At 59.5% G+C, this 518-nt stretch carries 1 pseudogene; it reads left to right on the top strand.

What is annotated here, in order from left to right:
• A pseudogene (locus AC6CH8_RS22850) lies at positions 1 to 518 on the top strand (glucose-6-phosphate dehydrogenase); the annotation flags it as partial.

The raw sequence follows: 518 nt of genomic DNA, 5'->3' as shown, positions 1-518 counted from the left end.
GACTTCGCGGCCGAGGTCAAGGAAAACGTCAAGGCCCACGCCCGGACGAAGTTCGATGAAGCAGTATGGGAACAGCTCGCTTCGGGTATCCGTTTTGTTCAGGGCGAGTTCGACGACGATGACGCTTTCGAGCGTCTCGGTGATGTTCTTGATGAGCTGGATGAGACCCGTGGCACCCGCGGTAATCATGGTTTCTACCTGTCGATCCCGCCCAAGGCGTTCGAGCAGGTCTGCCGGCAGTTGTCCAAGCACGGCCTGGCGCAGGCCAAGCCGGGTCAGTGGCGTCGTGTGGTGATCGAGAAGCCGTTCGGGCACGACTTGGAGTCGGCCCGGCAGCTCAACGACATTGTCGAGTCGGTGTTCCCGGCTGATGCGGTGTTCCGGATTGACCATTATTTGGGGAAGGAGACGGTGCAGAACATCCTGGCGTTGCGTTTCGCGAACCAGTTGTTCGAACCGCTCTGGAACGCCAACTACGTGGATCATGTCCAGATCACCATGGCCGAGGACATCGGCAC

The organism is Paenarthrobacter sp. GQ52 (genome assembly GCF_059759005.1).
This window is presented reverse-complemented; position numbering and strand designations above follow the sequence as displayed.